At 39.1% G+C, this 23,467-nt stretch carries 19 protein-coding genes; 12 read left to right on the top strand and 7 right to left on the bottom strand.

The annotated features are described in order from the left end of the window. Positions 1-21 precede the first annotated feature (21 nt). Positions 22-873 carry an SDR family oxidoreductase gene (locus R2R28_RS07485; protein ID WP_316825069.1) on the bottom strand — a complete coding sequence of 284 codons (852 nt, stop codon included), beginning with the start codon at positions 871-873 and terminating at the stop codon, positions 22-24. Between the two features lie 192 nt (positions 874-1,065). On the opposite strand from R2R28_RS07485, the gene R2R28_RS07480 reads away from it, so the two are divergent. The 3 genes from R2R28_RS07480 to R2R28_RS07470 all read left to right on the top strand — a co-directional run bounded on the left by R2R28_RS07480 (position 1,066) and on the right by R2R28_RS07470 (position 3,543). After that, positions 1,066-2,415 carry an alpha-L-fucosidase gene (locus R2R28_RS07480; RefSeq protein ID WP_316825068.1) on the top strand — a complete coding sequence of 450 codons (1,350 nt, stop codon included), beginning with the start codon at positions 1,066-1,068 and terminating at the stop codon, positions 2,413-2,415. A 114-nt stretch (positions 2,416-2,529) separates the two neighbouring features. Next, entirely contained in the window at positions 2,530-2,781 is a 252-nt protein-coding gene (locus R2R28_RS07475; RefSeq protein WP_316825067.1) for a hypothetical protein, read from the top strand. A gap of 24 nt (positions 2,782-2,805) precedes the next feature. Then, positions 2,806-3,543, top strand: a complete 738-nt coding sequence (locus R2R28_RS07470) for a DUF481 domain-containing protein (protein WP_316825066.1) — start codon at positions 2,806-2,808, stop codon at positions 3,541-3,543. A 135-nt stretch (positions 3,544-3,678) separates the two neighbouring features. Here R2R28_RS07470 and cobA read toward each other — a convergent pair whose 3' ends face one another. Continuing rightward, positions 3,679-4,443 carry a uroporphyrinogen-III C-methyltransferase gene (cobA, locus tag R2R28_RS07465; RefSeq protein ID WP_316825065.1) on the bottom strand — a complete coding sequence of 255 codons (765 nt, stop codon included), beginning with the start codon at positions 4,441-4,443 and terminating at the stop codon, positions 3,679-3,681. 240 nt (positions 4,444-4,683) lie between these two features. Between cobA and nirB the strand changes: the two genes are divergently transcribed. The 7 genes from nirB to R2R28_RS07430 all read left to right on the top strand — a co-directional run bounded on the left by nirB (position 4,684) and on the right by R2R28_RS07430 (position 15,308). After that, positions 4,684-7,197: a nitrite reductase large subunit NirB gene (gene nirB, locus R2R28_RS07460; protein ID WP_316825064.1), complete on the top strand. Its 2,514-nt coding sequence runs from the start codon at positions 4,684-4,686 to the stop codon at positions 7,195-7,197. Positions 7,198-7,233: 36 nt separating this feature from the next. Next, positions 7,234-7,581, top strand: a complete 348-nt coding sequence (nirD, locus tag R2R28_RS07455) for a nitrite reductase small subunit NirD (protein ID WP_029276048.1) — start codon at positions 7,234-7,236, stop codon at positions 7,579-7,581. A 58-nt stretch (positions 7,582-7,639) separates the two neighbouring features. Further along, positions 7,640-8,035: a hypothetical protein gene (locus R2R28_RS07450; protein ID WP_316825063.1), complete on the top strand. Its 396-nt coding sequence runs from the start codon at positions 7,640-7,642 to the stop codon at positions 8,033-8,035. Positions 8,036-8,069: 34 nt separating this feature from the next. After that, positions 8,070-9,437 carry an MFS transporter gene (locus R2R28_RS07445; protein WP_316825062.1) on the top strand — a complete coding sequence of 456 codons (1,368 nt, stop codon included), beginning with the start codon at positions 8,070-8,072 and terminating at the stop codon, positions 9,435-9,437. Positions 9,438-9,473: 36 nt separating this feature from the next. Beyond that, positions 9,474-13,025, top strand: coding sequence for a molybdopterin-dependent oxidoreductase (locus R2R28_RS07440; RefSeq protein WP_316825061.1), 3,552 nt, complete (start codon positions 9,474-9,476; stop codon positions 13,023-13,025). A 291-nt stretch (positions 13,026-13,316) separates the two neighbouring features. Next, entirely contained in the window at positions 13,317-13,823 is a 507-nt protein-coding gene (locus R2R28_RS07435) for a nitrate reductase associated protein (protein WP_316825060.1), read from the top strand. A gap of 3 nt (positions 13,824-13,826) precedes the next feature. Continuing rightward, a complete protein-coding gene (locus R2R28_RS07430) occupies positions 13,827-15,308 on the top strand; it encodes a rubredoxin (RefSeq protein WP_316825059.1) in 1,482 nt (493 codons plus the stop codon). Between the two features lie 119 nt (positions 15,309-15,427). Here R2R28_RS07430 and R2R28_RS07425 read toward each other — a convergent pair whose 3' ends face one another. Further along, positions 15,428-16,021 (bottom strand): molybdenum cofactor guanylyltransferase, encoded by a 594-nt coding sequence (locus R2R28_RS07425; RefSeq protein ID WP_316825058.1) that lies wholly within the window; start codon positions 16,019-16,021, stop codon positions 15,428-15,430. A gap of 278 nt (positions 16,022-16,299) precedes the next feature. Further along, the gene (locus R2R28_RS07420) at positions 16,300-16,983 is read right to left on the bottom strand and encodes a Crp/Fnr family transcriptional regulator (RefSeq protein WP_316825057.1); all 684 of its coding nucleotides are present in this window, start codon (positions 16,981-16,983) and stop codon (positions 16,300-16,302) included. 198 nt (positions 16,984-17,181) lie between these two features. Between R2R28_RS07420 and R2R28_RS07415 the strand changes: the two genes are divergently transcribed. Next, entirely contained in the window at positions 17,182-17,382 is a 201-nt protein-coding gene (locus R2R28_RS07415; RefSeq protein ID WP_055910391.1) for a hypothetical protein, read from the top strand. A gap of 211 nt (positions 17,383-17,593) precedes the next feature. On the opposite strand, the gene R2R28_RS07410 is transcribed toward R2R28_RS07415, so the two are convergent. Genes R2R28_RS07410 through R2R28_RS07400 form a run of 3 tightly spaced genes read right to left on the bottom strand, consistent with a single transcriptional unit; the run spans position 17,594 to position 22,578 of the window. Further along, on the bottom strand, positions 17,594-18,895 hold the full coding sequence (locus R2R28_RS07410) for a PepSY-associated TM helix domain-containing protein (RefSeq protein WP_316825056.1): 1,302 nt from the start codon (positions 18,893-18,895) through the stop codon (positions 17,594-17,596). 33 nt (positions 18,896-18,928) lie between these two features. Beyond that, a complete protein-coding gene (locus tag R2R28_RS07405) occupies positions 18,929-20,170 on the bottom strand; it encodes a DUF4374 domain-containing protein (protein ID WP_316825055.1) in 1,242 nt (413 codons plus the stop codon). Between the two features lie 23 nt (positions 20,171-20,193). Next, positions 20,194-22,578 carry a TonB-dependent receptor gene (locus R2R28_RS07400; RefSeq protein WP_316825054.1) on the bottom strand — a complete coding sequence of 795 codons (2,385 nt, stop codon included), beginning with the start codon at positions 22,576-22,578 and terminating at the stop codon, positions 20,194-20,196. A gap of 262 nt (positions 22,579-22,840) precedes the next feature. Between R2R28_RS07400 and R2R28_RS07395 the strand changes: the two genes are divergently transcribed. Then, positions 22,841-23,422: a DUF4142 domain-containing protein gene (locus tag R2R28_RS07395; protein WP_316825053.1), complete on the top strand. Its 582-nt coding sequence runs from the start codon at positions 22,841-22,843 to the stop codon at positions 23,420-23,422. Positions 23,423-23,467 lie beyond the last annotated feature (45 nt).

The following is a 23,467-nucleotide window of genomic DNA, read 5'->3' as shown; positions in this document are numbered from 1 at the left end:
TATTTAGGTTAAAGGTAAGCATTAACCGTTTACCACTTCGCCACCATTTACATGTATAACCTGGCCCGTAATAAAAGAGGCATCATCTGAAGCAAGAAACACATAAGCCGGACCGAGTTCAGAAGGCTGCCCTGCCCTTTCCATTGCGGTTTCCGATCCAAATGACTTAATTTTCTTTTCATCAAAAGTGGATACGATCAGGGGCGTCCACACTGGTCCTGGTGCAACTGCATTTACGCGGATGCCCGTTTTAGCGAGATTTGTAGCCAACGAACGTGTAAAAGAGGTAATTGCACCTTTGGTGGAAGAATAATCGATCAGATTGGGCGAAGAACGATAGGCAGTTACTGAAGTGGTATTGATGATAGTATCTCCGGCGTGAAAATATTCAAGCACTTCATGCGCAAAATAAAAATACCCGAATATGTTGGTGCGAAAAGTTTCCTCCAGCTGTTTGTCATCAATTTTTTTCGGGTCTTTTTGCGGCACCTGCATTCCGGCATTATTTACTAAAATATTAATCTTCCCAAATTTTTTAACGGTTAATACTACTGCTTTTTTGCAAAAGGCAGGCTTCTTCACGTCACCTTTAATCAACAAACAGGTTTTTCCCTCGGCTTCAACCAGTTGCTGGGTTTCTTTAGCATCAATGTCTTCATCCAGGTAAACTATGGCCACATCAGCCCCTTCTCTTGCAAAATGAACTGCAACAGAACGGCCGATACCGCTATCGCCGCCTGTAATTAACGCTACTTTTTCGTTAAGCTTTCCGGCACCATTATAATTTGCTTTAATCACTTCTGGCCTGGGATTCATTTTGGCTTCTATACCCGGTTGTTTATGTTGTTTAGCTGGTGTTTTTTGAGTTTTCATTGCATTGATTTTAATCGGATTAACATTTAGTTATCGCTCATTAAACAAGCATATCAACTGCAAAGTTTTTGTAACCTTAAATCAGAAGCTATATTTTAAACCAATTTAACTTAATATTTTGCTCATATGCCAACATTTTTAAAACACATAGCTCACTAAATTAGCACTTTACCCTAACCAAAAAAACCACACATGAGAAAAACCATTTTATCGGCTTTGCTGGCCCTGAGCTTAACCTTACCGGGTTTTGCCCAAAAGCGATTAGGTAACGAAACCGCAGCGCAAAAAACCAAAAGAATGGAATGGTGGACTGATGCCCGTTTCGGGATGTTTATCCACTGGGGGCTTTATGCCCTACCTGCCCGTCATGAATGGGTAAGAAATGCAGAACGCATTACCAACGAAAACTACCAGAAATACTTTGATCAGTTTAATCCTGATTTATTCAACCCAAAACAGTGGGCAAAAGAGGCCAAAGCTGCCGGAATGAAGTATGCGGTATTGACGACTAAACACCATGAAGGTTTCACTTTATTTGATAGTAAGTATACTGATTATAAAGCGACCAACACACAAGCCAAACGTGATCTGGTAAAAGAATTTTTAGATGCTTTCCGTGCAGAAGGCATAAAAGTTGGTTTTTATTATTCGCTGATTGATTGGCACCACCCTGATTTTCCTGTCGATAAATATCATCCTTTAAGGCCACAACCTGAAACTGACGAAGCTTATGCCGCCCTAAACAAAAACAGGGATATGGCCAAATACCGTAAATACCTATATAACCAGGTTACAGAACTACTGACCAAATATGGCAAAATTGATATTCTCTGGGCCGATTTCTCTTATCCGGGAAAAAATGGCAAGGGGAAAAATGATTGGGGATCGGTAGAATTGTTAAAACAGATCAGAAAATTACAGCCAGGCATTATTGTAGATAACCGCCTCGATTTGAACGATTATGAAGATGGAACCGATTTTGAAACTCCTGAACAGGTGGGGCCGAAAGAACTGGAAAAATACCGTGGCAAAGTTTGGGAAACCTGCCAAACTTTTTCAGGCTCATGGGGATACCACCGGGATGAAAACACCTGGAAAACAAACCGAAAATTATTGGATTTATTAATTACCTCGGTAGCCAATGGTGGTAATTTATTATTAAATGTTGGCCCCACCGCCCGAGGCGAGTTTGATAGCCGTGCCAATACGGCATTAGATAGTTTAGGTCTTTGGATGCACGCCAACGCTAAATCTATTTATCATTGTAGTTTTGCCCCGGCTGAGTTTAAAGCACCTGAAGGAACGAAACTCACCTATAATAAAAATGCCAAAAAATTATATGTCCACCTGTTCGAGTATCCGAATACCGGTTCTATCACGTTAGAAGGTTATAAAAACAAAGCTAAATATGCCCAGTTTTTACATGATAATTCGGAAGTACAGATCAATACGGAAAAATCAACAGGGAATACACTGGTATTAAAACTGCCAAAGAAAAAACCGGATTTCGAAATCCCGGTAATTGAGTTAACGTTAAATTAATCTACCTATATGAATCAATCAGCCTGCGAGTGAAAACTTGCAGGCTTTTTTTGTTTTAGTGAAGATGACCAAACATAATTCAATTTTCATTTGTATAAAACCTAAACAATTGAGATGAAAGTAAAAGGTACATTTATACATAAACTAAAAACAGGCGAAAATGCTTTAATCCTGTTAACCGGCAGCAAAACAGAGCAGGAAAAGCTTTACCATCATTTAACTGTAGATGCTTATCAGTTTAAAAAGGATATTGTTGCGGAAGAACCAAGAATAGCACTGATTTCTGCAGGTTATAAAGATGAAAACGACGAAGTAACCTGGAATGAAGATTATATTCCGGTACCAAAGTGGTACGAACAGAATTAAATCTGGTTAAACATATTGATGGAGATGAATATTAAATTATTGATGAGGTTTATTGTGCTTTCCTTTTTAGTTTTACTTTGTTGTTCGAAATCTTACGCCCAATATACCGATAGTACCAACTATCACATTACACTTGCTTCAACTGGATCTATCAACCGTACGAACGAAGATAGAGCCTATTTGCTAAACAATGCACTTAATTTTGGCATGAAAAAGAAAAGTTTTGTCCTAAACTCAACCACTGGCTGGCTTTATGGTAAACAGAATAATGATTTAACCAATAACGATTTTTCGACTACATTAAATTTTAACCTCTATAAAACCTTTCCGCATTTTTATTATTGGGGATTGGTAAATTACAATACCAGTTATTCGTTAAAACTTAAAAATCAATTGCTTGCAGGCGGTGGCATTGCTTATAGTATTTTGGATCAACCGAATGCTTACATCAACTTAAGTGATGGTGTGCTGTTTGATCAAAGTAGCTTAATTGTGGGCGACAGTTATCATACTTATCGAAACTCGTTAAGGTTACAATACCATTTCGCTATAAAAGAACTGATTACAATAGATGGGAACCATTTTCTGCAAAATTCTTTCGATAGAAAAGGCGATCACATTATCCGTTCTACAACCACACTTGGCTTAAAACTTCGCAAGTGGATTAGCTTAACCACAGCATTAACTTATAACAAACTGAATATTACACGTAGTGAAAACCTTAACCTTACATATGGTTTAACGCTTGATAAGTTTTTTTAGATTAGCCTTCAGTCCGGAGGCCTAAGTCTGCCGTCTGAGATCCCGAGTAGATTACCTGAACCAGTCACCATGAACGGAGTCGATTAACCAATTTAAACAGCAGTGTCTCCACCACCATTGAACTAATGAACCTATTTACGCTGACAACAACTCTCCCTGATTTAAGTTTGCATAAGCTTTAGCCTGCACCACATTACCAATAATAATAATGGCCGGATAAGTTAAGCCAGCTTCCTCGGCTGATTCCTGTAAATTTTGCACTGAACATACCACTTGTTTTTGATTGGGCAAGGTAGCATGCTGAATAACTGCCGCAGGCATATCGCCTAAACCCGCATCGCAATAAGCTTTAGAGATTTCGCCAACTTTTTTCATACCCATATATATAACAACTGTAGCCGAACTTTTCATGGCGCATTTTAAATCATCGGTTAAACTACCGTCCTTCTTGGTTCCGGTAAGTATCCAAACACTTTCACTAATTCCACGGTGTGTTAAGGGCACATCGATAAAGCCTGCACCTTGCATGCTACTTATACCTGGAATATAATGACATTTAATGCCTCTTGCCTCCGCATAAATCAATTCTTCAAATCCTCTACCGAAGATAAAAGGATCTCCGCCCTTTAAACGCACTACCACCTGGTAATTTTGGGCATTTTCGACAATTAATTCATTTATTTTCTCTTGCGGCGTGTAATTTCCATAAGGTTGTTTACCAACATAGATCATTTTACATGTTTTCGGAGCAATTTCCAGCAATTTTTCATTACTTAAGTTATCATAAAGGATAACTTCTGCCCTTTTTAGCACATTAAAAGCTTTCATAGTGATTAATTCGGGATCACCAGGACCTCCACCCATTATAAAAAGTCCAAAATCAGTAGTTTTTTGATTCATAATTTTAATAATTTAACTATTTAAGCATAAAAGTGATGAAAATTTATTAAAAAATTAAATATTTTATGATAAAAATCATGAAAAATAAACTTTTAAAGCAATTAAAACATATATTTGAATATCAAAAATCATATTACAAGTGAAAAAATAAATTTTAAACCGATATTTTTAAATAAAATACACTAAAAGCAAATAATCACCAACAAAACAAAGCAAAAAACCTAAAAACATTTAAGATTTATGAAAGAACCACAAATAATCGTAATAGGAAATGGAATGGTGGGATATAAATTCTGCGAAAAGCTTAGATCGAAAACCTCCTCTTTTAATCTTATTGTTTTTGGCGAAGAACCCCGCAGAGCTTATGACCGTGTTCATTTAAGTGAATATTTTAACGGCAAAACTGCCAACGACCTCTCCCTTTCTACAGAGAACTGGTACCAGGAACAAAATATCACCCTTTTTCTTAATAACCCTGTTACTAAAATAGACCGCGATCTTCAGAAAGTTTATACCGCCAATGGTTTAGATTACAGCTACGATATTCTAGTTTTTGCTACTGGCTCGGGTGCTTTTGTTCCAAGCATCCCTGGAATTGAGAAAGAAGGTGTTTTTGTTTACCGTACGATAGAAGATCTTGACCTTATTAGTAGTTATGCAAAAAAGGCAAAAACAGCTTCAGTTATTGGAGGCGGTTTATTGGGGCTAGAAGCTGCTAAAGCCTTGATTGATTTGGGGATCGATAAAACCAGTATTATTGAATTTGCACCACGTTTAATGCCAAGACAAATTGATGCTGCTGGTAGTGACATGCTTAAATCGAAGCTTGCAGATTTAGGTTTACAAATCCACTTAAATAAAAACACCACCAGTATTGAAGGCGATGGCCGTATTACCGCATTAAAGTTTAGCGACGATACGGCTATAGATGTAGATATGCTGGTGATTTCTGCCGGTATAAAACCACGTGATGAACTGGCCAAAGCCTGTGGCATTGAGGTTGGTCCGCGGGGCGGAATTGTAGTTGATGAAAAAATGCAGACCAACGATCCTGCAGTGTTTGCCATTGGCGAATGCGCTTTATACGATGGGATGATTTATGGCTTAATTGCGCCAGGTTACGAAATGGCCGAAGTGTTGGCTGCAAATCTTTGCGAAGGTGATAAAGCTTTCACAGGGTTTGATATGAGTACCAAACTCAAACTGATCGGAATTGATGTAGCCAGTTTTGGTGATAATTTTATTACCGAGCCCGATTGTCGTACCATCATCTTCGAAAACAAACATAAAGGAGTTTATAAAAGAATAAATGTTAGTAATGACGGGCAATACCTTTTAGGAGGTATATTAATTGGAGATGCAACAGCGTATAACCTGCTGTTGCAGACCTCTAATAACCGGATTGTATTGCCAGAAAATCCTGAAGAACTGATACTGGGGGCACGCGGAGGAAGCGAACCTGCTGGCGGAGCCGGAATTACAGGCTTACCAGATAGCGCATTAATATGCAGTTGCGAAGGTGTTAGCAAAGGCGACATATGTTCTGCAGTGGCAGACGGCTCTTGCGAAAATATTGATGACCTGAAAAAATGCACCAAAGCAGGTACAGGTTGCGGTGGCTGCTTGCCAATGGTAAAGGATCTAATGACTTATACCTTAAAATCGCAAGGTAAATACATCAAAAATGTAATTTGCGAGCATTTTAACTACAGCAGACAGGAACTTTTTGACCTTATCCATATTCATGAATTAAAAAGTTATGATGAGGTACTGGATGCATTGGGTAAAAACGATGGTTGCGAAGTATGTAAACCATTGGTATCCTCTCTCCTGGCCAGCCTGTGGAACGAAATGATCCTTAAAAAAGGAAACGATGTAGCCCAAGATAGTAACGACCGTTTTCTAGCCAACATCCAAAAAGGTGGCTCATATTCCGTAGTACCGAGGGTTCCGGGAGGAGAAATTACGCCCGAAAAATTGATTGTAATTGGCGAAGTAGCTAAAAAATACAACCTCTACACTAAAATAACAGGAGGTCAGCGGATCGACATGTTTGGCGCACACCTTAACGATCTTCCTATTATCTGGGAGGAATTAATTGCTGCAGGTTTTGAAAGTGGCCATGCTTATGGAAAAGGCTTAAGAACAGTTAAAAGCTGCGTTGGTAGCACCTGGTGCAGATTCGGGTTGCACGACAGCGTGAGTTTTGCCATCAGAATTGAAGAAAGATACAGAGGCATACGCGCACCACATAAATTCAAATCGGCCGTAAGTGGCTGTATCAGAGAATGTGCAGAAGCCCAAAGCAAAGATTTCGGCATTATTGCTACCGAAAAAGGCTGGAACCTATATGTATGCGGTAATGGAGGCAGCAAACCACAACACGCCCTTTTACTGGCAACAGACTTAGATAGCGAAACCTGCATTCAATACATCGACAGATTTTTGATGTTTTACATCCGTACTGCCGATCCGCTTACCCGAACAGCAACCTGGCTGAACAAAATGGAAGGCGGAATAGATTACCTACGGAATGTGATTATCAACGATAGTTTAGGGATGGCGGCCCAATGGGAAAATGAAATTGAGAATTTAATCGCTTCGTATAAATGCGAGTGGAAAGAGGCAGTTGAAAACCCTGCGATCAGAAAAAGATTCTCTCATTTTGTAAATGCACCAGAAGACAAAGATCCAACTATAGAATTTGTTGAAATGCGTGGACAAAAAAGAACCGCAGAATGGAAAACAGTTTAACATTAAATCTTTACAAACCTTATAAAACCCAAAATTATGAATGAACAATCAAATTGGCTAGCAGCCTGCCGAGTCGAGGATGCCATTGAGAACGGTGGCGTTTGTGTAAAACATGGTGAAGATCAGATTGCACTTTTCTATTTCACCAGAAGAAATGAGTGGTATGCCACTCAAAACGAATGCCCGCATAAAAAGCAAATGGCATTAAGCCGTGGAATGATTGGCTCCACTACCGATGAACCTAAGGTAGCTTGCCCTTTTCACAAAAAAACATTCTCATTGAGCACTGGCGAATGTTTAAGTGGCGACGAATGCGCCATAAAAACCTATCCTGTAAAGATAGAAAACGGAACTGTTTATATTGGCACAACGCCAAAATCTTAACCTGACCCAGTAAGATTTAAACTTTTCCGGATAAAAATTTAACCCAAACCAAACCGACATGAAGATTTCTAATTATGTAGCCATAACAGGCTGCCTTGCACTTACCTTGTTCTTTTTTTCTGCTAAATCGCAAACTAAAGCCGTTTTATTCGACGGTACTATCGTTGCTGGTTACGTTGATCATGGTGCTTTTATAAACTGTACCGGACCTAGCATAAAATTCAGTAAAAAACCTTATACCGTTTTATTAGGGCTACTGCCAAGCTTACGGATCAAAGAAGATAAGGTTGCTGCGGGGGCGCCAAAAAATGCAGCCCTTACCCCTAACCTCGGCTTTGGCTTAACGGCAGCATTTCGCCATATAGCCTTACAAGTGCCCCTATATTACAATCCTAAAACCGCAGTCAAAAATGGCGAATGGAACGTCGGCGTAGGTTTAGGCTATAAATTTTAACAAGGACCAATTTATCACGCTTAAATCGACCATTATGACACAGAATACTACAACCAAACCACTAGATAAACTTAATATATTTTCGCTTAAAGGTGTTCAGATGAAAACCTTTCATATTACCTGGTTAACTTTCTTCTTCTGTTTCTTCGCCTGGTTCGGAATGGCACCCTTAATGAAGATAGCAAGAGAACAGCTTCACCTCACTAAAGATCAGGTAGGCAATATCCAAATCGCTTCAGTATCGGCCACTATTATTGCCCGTTTACTCATCGGAAGATTGATTGATAAATTTGGCCCTAAACTGATTTACACCTGGCTTTTGGTGCTTTGCGCCATTCCAGTCCTCTTAATCGGAACCAGCCACTCTTATACCTCTTTTTTACTTTTCCGTTTAGCCATTGGCGTAATCGGCGCATCATTCGTAATTACCCAATTCCATACTTCAATTATGTTTGCAACCAATATTAAAGGAACAGCAAATGCAACGGCCGGAGGTTTTGGTAACGCTGGTGGTGGTGCAGCCAATTTATTTATGCCTTTAATTGCATCAGGCTTTACAGCCCTTGGTTTCTGTAGCACTGAAGACAGCTGGCGCTATGCTATGATTTTCCCCGGCGTAATGCTTTTGATCTGCGCCTTCTTATATCACCACTATACTTTGGATACCCCAAAAGGGGATTTTAAAGACTTAAAAGACGAAAACATAAAAAGCACCAAAAACACATTTTTAATCGCCGCAAAGGATTACCGCACCTGGATTTTAACCATTGCTTATGCAGCATGTTTTGGCGTAGAAATTACAGTAGATAATTTCGCACCAATCTTCTTTACAGATTCATTTGGCGCAACAATAGCTGTGGCCGGAATGGTTGCAGGCATTTTTGGCTGGATTAATATTTTCGCCAGACCACTAGGTGGAATTGTTGCCGATAAAATCGGTAAAACATGGGGATTTGATGGCAAAACACTTTTGCTCGCCTTATTACTTTTGGTAGAAGGAATCGGTTTAATCTGGTTCGCAAAATCGGGCAATATCGGAATGGCTATTTTCATGATGTTTGTTTTCGGCCTAAGTTTAAAAATGGCCAACGGCGCAACTTACAGCCTTGTTCCATTCATTAATCCGCTTGCAGTTGGTAGTGTAGCAGGTATTGTAGGGGCTGGTGGAAATATCGGCGCTATGCTTATTGCTTTTATGTTTAAAGCTAAAGCAAGTCACGCATCTAAAAATGTAATCGAAAATGGCCTTAGCGTTCAAAAAGATCTGATTGATTATACCAGCGCTTTTACCTTACTTGGTTTTATTATCCTCGGCATTGGCGTTGCAGTATTCATCTTCAGAACCATTATGGCGCAAAAAACAGCTGAGATAGAAGACCTGGCACTTACTCCTAGCAAATAAACAACGCTTATAAAATCTATCCTACAAGCCGATCATTTGAAAGAAGAAAAAAACATATCGCCTAACAAAACAACCACCTGCTGCTATTGCGGAGTGGGCTGTGGTATTGTGGTAAATAAAGATATCCATGAGCGCATAACTGTTGAAGGAGACAAAAACCACCCTGTAAACAAAGGTATGCTGTGCAGTAAAGGCATGAATCTTCATTATACAGCAAATGATAAAAGTGACAGACTACTCTACCCCGAAATGCGTTACAACAAAAATATGCCCCTCCAAAGGGTTAGTTGGGATACCGCACTAGAAAGAACAGCTGCAGTTTTTAAAGCGTTGATTAAAAAACACGGTCCAGATAGTGTGGCTTTCTATGCCAGCGGGCAATGTTTAACAGAAGAATATTACGTAGTAAATAAATTAATTAAAGGATTTATCGGTAGTAATAACATCGATACCAACAGCCGCTTATGTATGAGCAGTGCGGTTGTTGGTTATAAAATGAGTCTTGGTGAAGATACTGTGCCCATTAGTTACGATGATATTGAAATTGCCGATTGTATTTTTGTTGCAGGCGCAAACCCGGCATGGTGCCACCCTATCCTGTGGCGCCGTGTTGAAGCCGCAAAACAGAAAAATCCTGATTTAAAAATTATCGTTAGCGATCCTCGGAAAACACAAACCTGTTCACTAGCAGATGTTCATTTACAGCTTAATCCAGGCACCGATATCACGCTTCACCATGCCATAGGTAGATGTTTGATAGAAGATGGGAAAATTGATACCGATTTTATCATTAACAATACCAACGGTTATGAAAAATACCACTCCACTGTTTTCGCTACCTCTTTGGCAGAAGCGGCAGTAATTTGTGGTATAGCAGAGAATGATATTCGTTTAGCCGCATCTTACATCGGTAATGCAAAGGGTTTTATCAGCATGTGGACTATGGGGCTTAACCAAAGTGTGGTGGGCACCAATAAAAACCTCTCGCTCATTAACCTGAATCTGATTACTGGTCACATTGGCAAACCGGGGAGCGGTCCTTTCTCACTTACCGGACAGCCGAATGCCATGGGCGGTCGTGAAGTTGGCGGCTTAAGCAATTTATTACCTGCACACCGTGTTTTAACCAATGAAAAGCATCGTAATGAAGTCGAAAAATTTTGGCAGATCCCATTGGGTACCATACAAGCTAAACCAGGATTAACCGCCACCGAAATGTTCCATGAACTGAACAGCGGAAAACTCAAAGCAGTATGGATTTTATGTACCAATCCATTAATCAGCCTTCCCAATGTGCGCGTAGCTGAAGAAGGATTAAAAAAAGCAAAGTTTGTTGTTGTTCAAGATATTAGCAATACCGTAGAAACCGTAAAATATGCCGATGTAGTATTGCCTGCGGCTGCCTGGATAGAAAAAGAAGGCACCATGACCAATGCAGGCCGCTATATTTCTTATCTGAGTAAAGTAACAGAAGCACCCGGAGAAGCGCTACCTGACTCGGAAATTATCTGCCGGTTTGCAAAAAAAATGGGTTATCATGGTTTCGACTTTAGTAATGCAGCCGAGATATACGATGAGCACGCAGCTTTAACAGCTGGAACCAACATTGATATCAGCGGCCTTAATTATCAGATTTTAAAGGAGAAAAGAGCCGTTCAATGGCCTTATCCAAAAGAAGAAAAGGCATTTGGAACTGCCAGATTATTTACCGATCATCAATTTTACACTCCAGATAAAAAAGCCAATATCCTATCATTTGATGATCAGAACCAATCGGAAGCTTTAACACCAGAACATCCGCTGATTTTAACCACAGGAAGAATCAGGGATCAATGGCATACACGGAGCAAAACGGGAAAGGTAAACAAACTAAACCAACACATTAGCGAATCTTTTTTGGAGATTAATCCCATTGATGCAGAAGTTCGAAACATTAAAGACAATGATATTATCGAGATTTCTAGTTTACGGGGAAATGCCCGCGTAAAGGCTAAATTCTCAGAAGATATAAAGGCTGGTGTAGTTTTTATGCCCATGCATTGGGGCAAAATATTAAAAAGTGATTTAAATAGGGTAAACAACCTTACTAATAATCTGGTTGATCCGCAGAGCAAAGAACCCGATTTTAAGTTCAGTGCGGTACAGGTAAAACGCTATAAAAAAGAGCGGCAAAAGATTATCGTTATCGGCGCAGGTGCCGGTGCCTGCGGATTTGTGAAAAGTTACAGGGCCTTAAACACCGAAGATGATATCGAGATATTCAGCAAAGAGAACTTCCCTTTTTACAACCGGGTACTCCTCCCCGATTATATCATCGGCACTTTGCCTTGGCATAACCTTATTAAAATGAGCGACAGCGAGGAAACCGATTACCGGATTAAGCTGCACCGCGGTTTGGGTATCGAAAAGATTAACAAAGAAGATAAAACGGTTACCGATAGCAATGGCGAAACCCACCATTACGACATTCTGCTTCTGGCTACCGGAAGCAGGGCTTTTGTGCTTAAGGATATCCCTAAGCTGAACGGCATATTTACTATGCGCAGCCGTAACGATGCAGACAGCTTTAAAAAACATGTTGATACTACAAACGGAAAAGTAGTCATTGTTGGCGGTGGACTACTGGGCATTGAACTTGCAACCTCGCTGGCCGAAACCGGATCAAAAGTAACCATCATCCAAAGGATATCGAGATTAATGGGTCGCCAGTTAGATGCACTGGGCAGTCAATTACTGCACGAAGAACTCATCAGCAAAGGCATCGAAATCTTTTACAACGATGAGGTAGATCGGATTATCGGCGAAAAAAGCATTTCAGGTATCCGCTTAAAAAGCGGCTTGTTAATCGATTGCGAATCGTTGGTAATTGCCATTGGTACTGTGCCTAACACCGAACTGATTAAAGATGCTGGCATAGAATGTAAAAGAGGTGTTGTTGTGGATGAATACCTGAGAACCAACGAGAAAGACATTTATGCTATTGGGGAAATTGCTGAATTTAAAGGTCAAATGTACGGTATTACCGCAGCTGCAGAACAACAGGCTGAAATAGTAGCGCGGTTTCTTTGCGGAGACATTGCCAAATTTTACCAGGGCAGCTTGCTTATGAATATCCTTAAAATGCACAGTTTAGAACTCTGCTCTTTAGGCTTGGCAGAAATACCGAATAACGACCCTACCTATGAGGAAATTGTTTTTATTGATAAAGCCAAGCGCTACTATAAAAAATGTATTGTACACAACGATAAACTGGTTGGGGCCATATTAATTGGCGATAAAAGCGAATTCTTAGAATTCAGAAACCTGATCGAAAACAAAATGGAGCTGAGCGAAAAACGGCTTCAACTATTGAGGAGCGGCAAAACAACCGAACCTATTATTGGCAAAACAGTATGTAGTTGTAATAATGTTGGCGAAGGCAATCTGATCAACAAAATTAAAGATGGTTGTAAAGATCATTTGCAGCTCTGCCAGTTAACAGGTGCTGGAATGGGCTGTGGCAGTTGCCGACCAGAAGTAAAAGTAATTTTAGATTCGTTTGTAAACGTTTTAAAAACGGAACCTAAGCTGGTTTTAGCAGAGAAATGATAGATTTTGGCGGTTCATGATCCCTTGCAGTCAGTTTTAAGAAAAAGATAATGGGGTTCTGATGACAGGTTTTCCTAGGGAGGTCGTCATTGCGAGAAGGCTTTTTCAGCCAACGAAGCAATCTTTATCATAGGTTGGAAAGATTGCTTCGTCGTTCCTCCTCGCAATGACGATCGATTTTTGAAAATTGTCATTAGTAAACGACCGGGAATCGTAATACAATAAGCATTAAGATTCCCGCCTGCGCGGGAATGACGATAGATTGCTAAAGAATATTTAAAATTAAGCAGAATGATGAAAGTAAAAATGAGTCCTTCAGAATTTAAAAACCTTAAAGGAATTGAATATTTTAAGTTCGAAGAAGATTTTATTGAAGAAAATATGCGTTGCATCCCTATGGTGGTCCGTTTTAAGATGGATGCAGCTGGAATAAAATTAAAATTGGCCGAATGGAGTAAATTTCATCCATCCGAAAGAATCCAATTAGCGTTATTACCTGTTTCAACCCGTGAACAAACAGACAAGTATCATCAGTTTTTAATTGGCCTGATTACTAAATATACAGGAAACCAGGCCACAACTTTAGCTATCGATCCTTTACCCGATTGGGGAAACTTACATCAAATCCCTTTAATGCTGAAAGAAAAATCAGCCGAATTGCAGTTGCAGCTATCCATAAACCAGTGGCGCAAACTTACCAATATCCAAAGATTTGCACTTTTAAAATTATGCCGGCCAGGGCACGAAAACAAAAATTTTTCAAAGGCAGTAGTAGAATTCGGACTTCTAAATAGCTAAACCATGTATCAAACCATCATCATTAACTTTCCAGGCGGCATCATATCACCAGGCAATCTGTACAACATCCTGGTTGCTGCAACAAGAGCGCGAATCCAATATGTTCGTTTTGGCCTTCGCCAGCAGTTATTGATTGATACGACAAGCTACAACATCGACATCTTTACGGGTGAAATGGATAAACTCGGGATCGATTACGAAGTAGACAGCAATAATTTCCCGAATATCATCAGTTCTTACCCTGCAGAAGAAATTTTTATTCGTAAAACCTGGCTTACCGAAGGTGTGTATAAAGATATTTTAGATGATATCGATTTTAAACCTTCTATAAAAGTAAATATCTGCGATAGCGACCAGAGTTTTACGCCTATGTTAACGGGAAACATCAACTGGATAGCCTCTTCACAATCAGAACATTACTGGCATTTAATTATCCGCTTTCCGAAAACCAATGTAACTTACGAGTGGAATCAACTCTGCTACACCAACCACATCGCTCAGGTTACCAAAGCGTTAGAAACCATTATTAAAAATAATCCAACATATTTTGCAGATAATGCTTTAGCCAATGGTGAAGATCTTTTTGCACTTTTAGATCAGGATAACTTCATTCTTAAACCGGCAGAAAATATAGTGTCCTTATCCTCATTCAATCTGCCTTATTACGAGGGTTTAAACCGATACAACAACAAATACTGGCTGGGAATTTACAGGCGAGATGAACTGTTTAGCATTGCATTTCTAAAAAAACTATGTCAGCTTTGTTTAGATACCAAACTCGGTCAATTGTGCTGTACCTCCTGGAAAACCATTATTATAAAAGGGATTGACGAAAAAGATAAAAACCTTTGGAATGCCTTGCTCGAAGAATTCGAGATTAATATGCGTCATGCTGCTAACGAGCTAAATTTTCAGGTAGAAGATAATTGCAACGAAGGTTTAGCGCTAAAAAGCTTTCTTGTTAAACATTTAAGCATTGATGATACCCGAACCTTTGGCATTTGCTTTGGTATTAAAACCCGTAAAAAAAGTGAAGTTTTTAGCAGTATCCTGATCCAAAAACGCCATCTCATTAACTTACCAGGTGTAAAACTGTTTCCTGTTTATGATATTTTATGCGCGAAGGACTTTAATCCCAATGAGCGTACTGGCGAAATTTTTAGCCGCAGCAATCCCAGTTTTCTTTTACCAGAGCAAATCAGGCGATCGATATTTAAGTTCTATAAATACCGCTTAGATGCTATGAAAACGGGTAATCAAAAACAAAGCTTCCAAACAGAAGAAATTCAAAAAAAAGATGCTGGTTTTTTATATCAATGTAATAACTGTTTAACCGTTTACAATGAGCGGATTGGAGAAATTGAAAATAACATTAATCCCGGTACGGCATTTAAAGATTTACCAGAAGATTATTGCTGTACGCTTTGCGAAGGAGAGAAAAGTAATTTCACTAAAATTGATCAATCGGCTTTGCAGATTTTGTAAAATGAAGAATATCATCATTTCGAGCAAAGCTCACTTCCCATATTGTAATTTCGAGTGGAGCGCAGCGAAGTCGAGAAATCTGTCTCGAGATAGATCTCTCCGCTACGGTCGAGATGACGTCATTCTAGGAATACTTGTTTTACCTCCTCCTGCGAATTAAAATTCCCGAAGTAACGATAATCATGTTCATCAACTGTAATTTCGCAAACCCGTAGATTACTTAAAATGTATTTCATACTGTGTTTGGCCAAACCATTGGTATTAAGCAGGTGGGCAATATTTTTCAAACCATCAGCTTTATAAATCCCGCATAAAGGTTCTTGCTGACCATCTTTACTGAAAATATAAGCATCGAAAGTGCTATCAGCCTTAAACGAGTAGATAAGTTTCTCTAACAACTTTGTTTCCATTAACAACATATCGCAGGCTAACAGGAATAGATCTTCTTCAGGATTTGATATGTGAGCAGAAAGCACCCCCAATAATGGTCCTTTGATATCAAGTAAAGAATAGTCAACTATTAGCTGTTCGTTGCCAAAATAACCAGCATAGATTTCTTGCTGTGATGGATTAACCGAAAATTTTACCTGGAGATTAAGCGAGCTTAGCTTATCGAAGGCTACCTGCGCCCATAATTTATCCTGATGGTTGAGCAAACCTTTATCGGTGCCCATACGCAAACTCTGCCCACCACATAAAACGATTCCTAACATATTATGCTTATCATTAAATAACTGGTGTTAAGATAAACTGAATGAAACATACATATTGAACGGCACTTCGACTACGCTAATAATAATAGATTCAACTAGAAAAATCGTCATTGCGAGGAAGAACGACGAAGCAATCTTTCATCTTTTCGAACCCTGCTACTAAGATTGCTTCGTCGGCTGAAAAAGCCTTCTCGCAATGACGACCATTATTAGTTTACTATTTCTAAAAAAAAACTTACCATTTATATTCATTTTTCAGTGACAGAAAGGATTCTAGGTTATTTACTACTCAAATCCACTAACCCAGCTTCGTTTAAAATGCCAATTTGCTTTCCTTTCACTACGATTAACTTTTCTGCTAGCAGCTCGTTCATCGTCCTGAAAACAGTTTCATAAGTGGCGCCAGTAAAAGCGGCCAGATCCTGACGGCTTAGTGCTAAATTTAAGAATCCTTCGGCATCTAATCCAAATTGATCTCTCAACCCTAAAATAGCCACGGCAAGCCGGCCTTTTACCGACATTAAAGCCAAATTACGCATTTTTTTCTCCGAAGCATGCAGTTCATCAGCATAAAACATGAGTAAACTATAAGCAAATTCGTGGTTTACCTTTATGGTGGTTTTAAAAAATTCGATATCGACAAAGCAAAGTTTCGTGGTTTCTAAAGCCGTTGCAGAAATTGGATAGGTAGAAATACTGGTGCTGATCCCACGGTGACCAAATATAGCACCATCGTTTGCAAAACGTAAAATCAGTTCTTTATCGCCCCATTGTTTATGCACTTTAATGTTGCCTGAAGTAACAAAATAAACACCACTAACCGGATCGCCTTCTTTGATAATCACTTCCCCTTTTTTAGCGGTAAAATTGCTTTTATGGCTTTCTATAGCAGGATGCCATTCTTTTAATGTGAATTTGCACATAAAACAGGTATTCAGATCGCAGCTGCTATTTTTTTTCATATTTTAAAAGGGACGTTGGGTAAAAATAACAAATGATTGCACAATTTTATGTCATCTCATATAAATTCTAATGTTCTTCACTGTTGTTGAAAATTTTATTAGAATAAAACTCGTTGACATAGAACACTTAGCGTTTTTTATAGGCCTACCAGGCATAAAGAAGTTTAAAGATATGCCACCAAATCATAATTTTGTGTTATGGCAAATACAAACGTTAGAAAATCAATCCAGAATAAGATCGAATCATTAGGTAAGGAAATCGAAACCTTACAGGCAGAATTAAAAAGATGGGAAAAAATTGCAGCCGATTATGAAACCAATTCGGAAAGCATTGATTTAATTTTATCGATACAATTACCTGAAAAACCTGAACCAAAAGCTAAAAAGGTAAAATTGTAAAAGATTTAAAAAGAAAACCCAGACGAATGTCTGGGTTTTCTTTTTTTATCAATATAAATTAAAACTATCGTTAAAAAATCCGTGAGAAAAGTAATCTTAAACTATGGATTATAGCGATCGTTGTAAGATTGCTTCGTCGTTCCTCCTCGCAACGACGATCTTCTTCATCCAGACTTAAAATCTGTGGTTATCTGTGGTTAAAAAACTCACCCTATTCTAAAACTTCTTCAACTTTTTTAACCCGAAATTTAGCTCCTGGCTTAAAACCTCCCGAACCATTACCTGCTGCCGTTAAAACCGGCTCTTTTTTTGGTGCTTTTTTCTTGAATTTCCTTCCATACCAGATTAGAAAACCGGTTATCGGTAAGCTTGCGCCAATTAACGAAGCCAGGCAAGCCATTACTTTACCGGGAAAGCCCAAAATACTCCCTACATGAATATCGTAATTCATTTTGCGCAGTTTACCACCAAAACCAGCCTCCTCGTAAGGAATGGAATAAACACCTTCGCGCTTAAATTCTTTTAAAGTATGCTGATCGAAGGTATAACCCTGGTTATTGTAAAACTGGCCTGTATTGGGATAAACCGTAATATTGATGGTAGCTTTAGCTTTTGAAGTATCAGGAAAATTGTAGTAAAAACCCTGCGATTTGGGGTGACGGCTGATTACTTTCTGCCAGGCCAGATCCATTGCTTTTTGTGGGGTATAGAATTTGCCTAACGATAAAGAATCTGATTCGAGACGCTGAAAATCGCCTAATTTATCGCCTCCGGAAGTTACCCAGTACAAACCTTCGCTATACCACTTAATCCCGTATACCATCCCTGTTAAGGCGATAAACAGCAAAAAGATTAAAGAATAAAAACCCAATACATTGTGTAGATCAAGGTTTACCCTTTTGAACGAAGCGCCCCATTTAATTTTGAAACTCTTATCACGGGTTGATTTATTCCATTTTTTGGGATACCACCAGATTAATCCGGTAATTAACAAGACCACAAATATCATGGTTCCGTAGTTTACAATCGGTCTTCCGATGGCGTATGGCAACCACAAGAAACGGTGACCGTTGAGGATAAACCTAAAAAAATCGACCTCCCCCTTTTTGTGTACCACTTTACTGATGACCTCTCCTGTGTAAGGATTAATTTTCAAACTGGTTCCTCCTCCGCGCCGTCCTTCATCCTTTTTTCCCCTTAAATTTAAAGTGATAACTCTTCCCTGCTGATACTGTGCATAAGAAGGAATCTTTTCAGGGTAAAGCTTAAAAGCAATGGCACTCAGTTGCGAAGGCGTAATCACAGGCCTATCCTGTTTTTCGATTTTCGTTTCAGGCTCCAGCAATCCGGTAATTTCTTCATTAAAAACCCAAATACAACCTGTTATGCAAACAATAAGAACAATGACTCCCGAAATGAGGCCAAGCCAGAGATGAAGCCATTTATTGATCCTGTTAAATAATGAATCTTTATTCTTTTTCTTTGCTGGAATAGTTTTGTTTGCCGTTGCCATTGTTCTGTGTTGTTAAGCGTATAAATTTTATTTTTAATATTGAAGGGCATTGATTGCGGTAATGGTGCCACCTTCAACCTTTAAACCTTTTTTTGCTACTGCGATATCGGCATCGAATACGTAAACATAACTTCCTTCGCTTGCCGTGGTAATGCCGATATAACCTGTTTTTCCATCTTTTGGTGCGTAATTATTAATGGTTGTTGTTTTGGTAATATCAGCAGGAAGTCCGGTTACCCATTTAAAACTTTTACTGATCACATCCACAATGGCAAATTTCCTGGCCGAACCTTCCAGAGAATTTGGTTGAGGATACATCTGAAGGATAAATTTTCCACTTCCTAAATAACTCTGACCAGCAATATGATGTCCTCCGGAAATCTCCTGGACGTTAAAGAAATAACTTTTATCAAATTCGGTCGTTCCTTTATTGATGCGGATAACTGCTGAAGGATTTTTAGAAGTTGGAATCCCACCATTGGTTGCCGCTGCAAATGAAAATGCATAGGCATCTCCATTTTCAATTTCAACAAGTCCATCCGTAAAATAAGCGCCAATATAGCTGGTGCGGTTATCGCGGATAATTTTTTCGAGTTTTAACTCCGGATAGGTATAAACCGCTACCCATGAGCTATCAGGATAAGCCGTTCCGAATGCATCAGGCGCTACACCTTTTATACTCATATAGGGTGCAAAAAGTTTATCGCCAACTTGTGTTGCCCAGGTAAAGTGAGCCCGCTCGCCATTACCGGCTAGCTTTACAATATTTACCTGTTGCTCTCCCACAATTTGATATTTACGGGCATTTATCCTGAACATGGTGGCAAACTCGTTTCCTGATCTTGGTACTTTAATGGTTAAAACGTCGTCTTTAACAGGAGCAAAAAGTTGTACCGTTTCACTCTGAAAATTAGTCAGTTTAATCAGCTTTCCTGTTCCATCCAGGCGGTAAGAGGTTACAGCACCTGGATTTCCCTGTCCATACAACAAACTAAAAAAGCGATTTTTATGGGTAAGGTAATAGCGGTACGATCCATCCTGCTCTATCCCGTTGCCTTTTGTAGTAATCATGCCTGTTTCTAATGAGTTGGCTGTTAACAGGTAATCGGCAATGCCTGATGTACCAATTGGGGTGGCAGAAATTACAAATTTGGTTGCTCCGGTAAGTTCGATATCTACATCGATTACTTCAGATGAATCCAGCTCCTTATCGCAGCCGGAAGATAGAATGATGAATGATAAACTTAAAAAAGGAAGTATATATTTAGTTTTCATATTAAAATATTTTGAAGTGATGATTATCTGTTATTACTAAAAAAGTACCTTACTTTGGCATAAAATGCCCTGCCCGGTTTCTGCAGCGAGAAGTTATCGTAAATGCGGTTATCCAACAGGTTTTTACATTCCAACCCGATATTGTACCTGCCTCCGCCTAAAGTGTAAACAATGTTTGCATCCTGCATCCATTGTCTTGGAATATCGTATTTGGTTTCGGAAGTACCCTGACTTGGCCATGATAAATAATAGGCATGAACATAAAGTACATTATAACCCAATGTTAGGGTGTTGCCTTTTTTACCAAAGTTGTTAAAGAAAAGAGAGGCATCGGCATTACCAAAAAGATATGGCATATTAGGAATACGATCTCTAAACAAAGGACTTTGCATCGTTTGCCCTTGCTCAAAACGGGTATTATTCCTTAAATTTTGATAGGTTACATTTACTCCGGCGGTAAATAACTGTTTGAACGAGTACCTTATTTCTGATTCGAACCCCAGGTTGGTTACATCCGCCAGATTGCCCATTACCTGCTTGGTTTGGTTATTATTTAAAGATGGCCTGATAAAATCTTTTGCATCGCGGTACATTACATTACCATCAAAACTGAAACGATGGATTTTGTTTAATTGTGCCTGGTAGCTAAAACCTAAATTGTAGTTATTGCTATGTTCTGGTTTTAAATCGATATTACCCTCAAGGTTTAATAAATCGCCAAAAAGTTCGTCGGTTTCCGGCAAACGGTAACTTTTTTCGTATGATGCCTTAACCTGTAAGTTTGGAACAATAAAATAAGTAGATGCGATACCATATCCGGTTTTACTATAACTGTTTTGTTGACTTAAATAGGCCACATCGCCCCAGTTACCGCTTGGATTGTAACTTTGAGAATATTTATTGGATTGATAAAATTGTTTAACAAATGCAGAAGTATTCCATTTTTCAGAAGCGCTGTATTTATAACCCAAGCCCAGTACATTTTTATTGTTAATGCGTGGTTGTTCATATTTTTCTGCATCAGGATAAAGTTCATCAGAACCTTTTCTGTTAAAGCTGTTAAATACATTGTTTAGCGATAATGAATGGTTATCATCAATGGTATAACTTAAATTGGCAGTAGCCAGTCCGTTATTATTGCGGAATTTATACATCGAACGTTCCCGCTCACTACCGGCACCCGGGTACTCCTTGTAATCCTGAAACCAGTTATAACGTCGATAAACGGTATCGATATTCTGCTCGGTACCAAAATTAAAATTTCCGTTTACACGAAGATCCAGACCTTTAGTAAATAAATCTTTTTTAGCATATTTAACTGTAGGCATTAAAATACTGCCTTTTCTATGCCAGTCGCCAAATACACTTACCATTCTTGCCCCCGTCTGTATTTCCGAATAGTTTTGTCCAACCGTTAAACCAAACATCAACTGATCGGCAAATGATTTATTCACCACACCCGCGCTGGCAATTAGGGTTTCATTATGGTAAGTATCGTTAAATCGTTTAACCACCTGGTTCCTGAAATACTGTCCGTTAAAGGCAGCAACATCAGTGGTAACTTTATAATCATTATCAGAGTAGTTCTGAAAAGCATTGATTTGCACTTTAAAACCTGATGGAGCAGTATAACCAGCATTGATGGCCGTTTTATGTGTATTAAAAGAGCCATAAGAATAAGAGGCATCTATATAACTTTTCATGGTATTATCGGTTACAATATTAATTGCACCACCCAAAGCATCCGAGCCCAGCCAAACCGGAACCACGCCCTTATAAACTTCAACACGCTGGGCAAGGTTAATCGGGATGTTATTGATTTGAAAGGAAGAACCAAAATTATCCATGGGTACCCCATCTATAAAAAATTTCACCTGTTTCCCGGTAAAACCGTTTAACGAAAAGTCCATTCTCGAACCTAAACCACCAGCCTCTCTAACCCTTACGCCAGAAACACGGTCTAAAGCATGAGAAATATCGAGCGTACTGTTGTGCAGTTTCTTGGCATCGATGGAGGTAACATTAAATGCCTGCCGGTTTACCTCCTGGTTAGCTGTCCGGCCGATAACATTCAGTGTTTCCATCTGCTCAGCTGATTCTTCCAGGTTGAAGCTGGAAAGGGTAGCCTGTCCGTCGACCATATTGATTTCTTTTTTCTGTGTTTTAAACCCAATAGCAGATACCTGCAAAGTATAATGACCAACCGGGATATTCAGGAATTTAAAATTCCCTTGCTGATCGGTTATCGTACCATAATTGGTTTTGTGAATTTTAATGGTGGCCCCTGGAATGGGTTCGCCAGAACTACTTTTAATTTGACCCGAAATACTGGAGAGTCGATTTTGGGCAGAGGTAAAAATTACGCAGGCACATAGTATGCCCAATAGCAAAATTTTCTTAATTTGCATGGCTTTTAATAGAGATTAAAGGTGAGCCGGATTCCGGTTTTTGCCACACGGGTCCGAACCGTGTGGCTTTCTTATCAACGGCAAATATAGCCTCTATTTAGATCAAGTCCAAATAAGAATTGATCGTCATATAGATTAATATCCATTCAAATCTTTAACCGCCTTGAATAACTGGGCATTAGAACAGCCCTCCTTAATAAAAAAAGGTTAAAACTCTTTTGCTGCTCTACCTGTTATCTATCTACAACAAAACCCAATGTATATGAAAAAGTTAATTTATGTAATGGCCATTTCTGCCCTGGCCTTTCAGGCTTGCAATGGAGGAAATAAAGATGCCAAAGAAAGTGCCGACAGTTTAAATATGGCAAAAGATACCACAACGAACGTTGCAGCCACCGGAGGAATAGCGGTAGATGATGCAGATGCCAAATTTACCACGCAAGCTGCCGTTGGTGGCATGGCAGAAGTAGAATTAGGCAAAATGGCATTAGAAAAAAGCAGCAATGCACAGGTAAAAGAATTTGCAACCATGATGGTAAAAGACCATGGCATGGCCAATGCAGAGCTTATGGTTATTGCAAAACAGAAAAACATTACCCTTCCAAGTACAGTTGATGATGAGCACAAGAAAAAAATGGACGACCTAAGCAAAAAAACAGGCGCCGATTTTGATAAAGCTTATGTTAATGCGATGGTTGATGGCCATAAATCAACATTAAAATTAATGGAAGACGAGTCAAGAGATGGAAAAGATGCAGATTTAAAAGCATTTGCAACTAAAACTGCGCCTACAGTTCAAAGTCATTTAGTCATGATCAATAAGATTCATGATAGCATGAAATAATTGCAATCCTACGCATTAAATCTCTCACTTAAAAGTAAGAGATTT

Origin of the sequence: Pedobacter miscanthi, from assembly GCF_032678605.1 — a bacterium.
Taxonomy (GTDB): domain Bacteria; phylum Bacteroidota; class Bacteroidia; order Sphingobacteriales; family Sphingobacteriaceae; genus Pedobacter; species Pedobacter miscanthi_A.
Note: the sequence above shows the minus strand (reverse complement) of the source record. Positions and strands in the feature narration are given on the sequence as shown.